This is a genomic window from Geminicoccus flavidas, assembly GCF_009806515.1.
In the GTDB taxonomy this organism is placed as follows: domain Bacteria; phylum Pseudomonadota; class Alphaproteobacteria; order Geminicoccales; family Geminicoccaceae; genus Geminicoccus; species Geminicoccus flavidus.
This window is the reverse complement of the sequence record NZ_WUJP01000980.1, coordinates 1-1,662: the sequence shown is the minus strand read 5'-3', so window position 1 is coordinate 1,662 and position 1,662 is coordinate 1. Positions and strand designations below refer to the sequence as shown.

The following is a 1,662-nucleotide window of genomic DNA, read 5'->3' as shown; positions in this document are numbered from 1 at the left end:
CCGCCTCCAGCCGGGCGAGCGGCGCGCCGATGCAGCTGTGGATGCCGCTGCCGAATGCGAGCTGGCGTGCCGCCTCACGGTCCAGGTCGAGCCGATCCGGCTCAGGGAACACGCGTGGGTCGCGGTTGGCGGCGCCTAAGCCGAAGCCCACCGTCTGCCCCTTGCGTATCGCGACCCCGGCCAGCTCGGCATCTTCCAGCGCGTAGCGGAACGCGATCTGCTGTGGGCTGGTGAAGCGCAGGAGCTCGGCGATGGCGGTGGGCATGGCGACGTCGTCCCGGCGCAGCCGGGCATAGGCCTCAGGTTCGCCGGCCAGGGCCAGCAGGCCGTTGGCGACCAGCTGAGCCGAGGCCTCGTGCCCGGCGAACAGGAACAGGATGCAGGCCGAGAGCAGTTCCTCCTCGCTCAGGCGCTCGCCGCCGTCGCGTGCCTCGATCAGGAGGTCGAGCAGGTCGCTGCGCGGCCTGCGGCGGTGCATCTCGACGATGTCGGCGAAATAGGCCTGCAGCTCGACCGCCTGCGCGGCACCGGTGCGGATGCTGGCCTCGGTGCGGATGACGTCCAGGGCGGCGGTGATGGCGCGCACCCAGTCGCGGATCAGCGGCCGGTCGCCCTCGGGCACGCCCAGGAGTTCGCTGACCACGTCGATCGCGAGCGGGTAGGCCAGCTCGCCCACCACGTCCACCGTGGTGCCGGCCGGCAGCCGGTCGACCATCCGCTCCGCCAGGGCCGCGATCGACGCACGCTGGTCGGCGACGGCCCGCGGCGCGAACACCGGGGCCGCCAGCCGGCGCAGCCGCGCATGGTCCGGGGGGTCCTTGAACAGCATCCAGTGCTGGATCATCGCCATGAGCGGCCGCTCGTGCGCCGGCACCGGCGGCAGGGCGCCCGGCGGCAGCAGCTTCGCGATCTCCCGCCCGAACCGCTGGTCCTTTAGCCCGGCCGCGACATCGGCGTGGCGGCTGACGAACCAGAACCCCCAGAAGCCCGGCACCGGGGCGGACGACCAGGCGACCGGTGCCGTTTCCCGCAGCCGGGCATAGGCGGGGTAGGGGTCAGCCAGGTTTTCGGCTGCGAGCGGATGGAATAGCGTCACCGGCATGGCCGGCAGATAATCAGGGCGGGCGGACCGCCGCAACCGACGGACGTGCATGCGACTTCTCGCCATCAGCGACCTGCATCTCGGCAGCCCGACCAACCGCGACGCGCTGGCAGCGCTCGGCAGCTATCCCGAGGACTGGCTGATCGTGGCCGGCGACGTCGCCGAGAGCTTCGGGCGGATCGGCGAGGGCTTCGCCGCGCTCTGCCGGCGCTTCGCCCGGGTGATCTGGGTGCCCGGCAACCATGAATTATGGTCGCTGCCCGGGGAGGATGGCGGGCTGCGGGGTGCAGAGCGCTACCGGGGCCTGGTCGAGCTGGCGCGCAGCCATGGCGTGCTGACACCTGAGGATCCGCCGCCGGTGTGGGACGGCCCAGGCGGCCCGGTCCGGATCGTGCCGATCTTCACCCTCTACGACTACAGCTTCGCCCCGGCCGGGATGACGCCGGAGCAGGTGGTGGCTTGGGCAGGGGAGGCGGACATCCATCCGGTGGACGAGGTCCTGCTCCATCCGGACCCGCACGGCTCCCGGGTCGACTGGTGCCAGGAGCGGCTGGCGCTGA

General features: G+C 72.3%; 2 protein-coding genes. One reads left to right on the top strand and one right to left on the bottom strand.

Annotated features, from left to right (window positions below; all coding sequences use genetic code 11):
- A partial coding sequence (locus tag EQG76_RS27900; RefSeq protein ID WP_159718338.1) for a cytochrome P450 occupies positions 1 to 1,153 on the bottom strand: 1,153 nt, incomplete at its 3' end.
- Between EQG76_RS27900 and EQG76_RS27895 the strand changes: the two genes are divergently transcribed.
- On the top strand, positions 1,152 to 1,662 hold a 511-nt coding region (locus tag EQG76_RS27895; protein WP_200841185.1), incomplete at its 3' end, for a metallophosphoesterase family protein. The genes EQG76_RS27900 and EQG76_RS27895 overlap by 2 nt on opposite strands.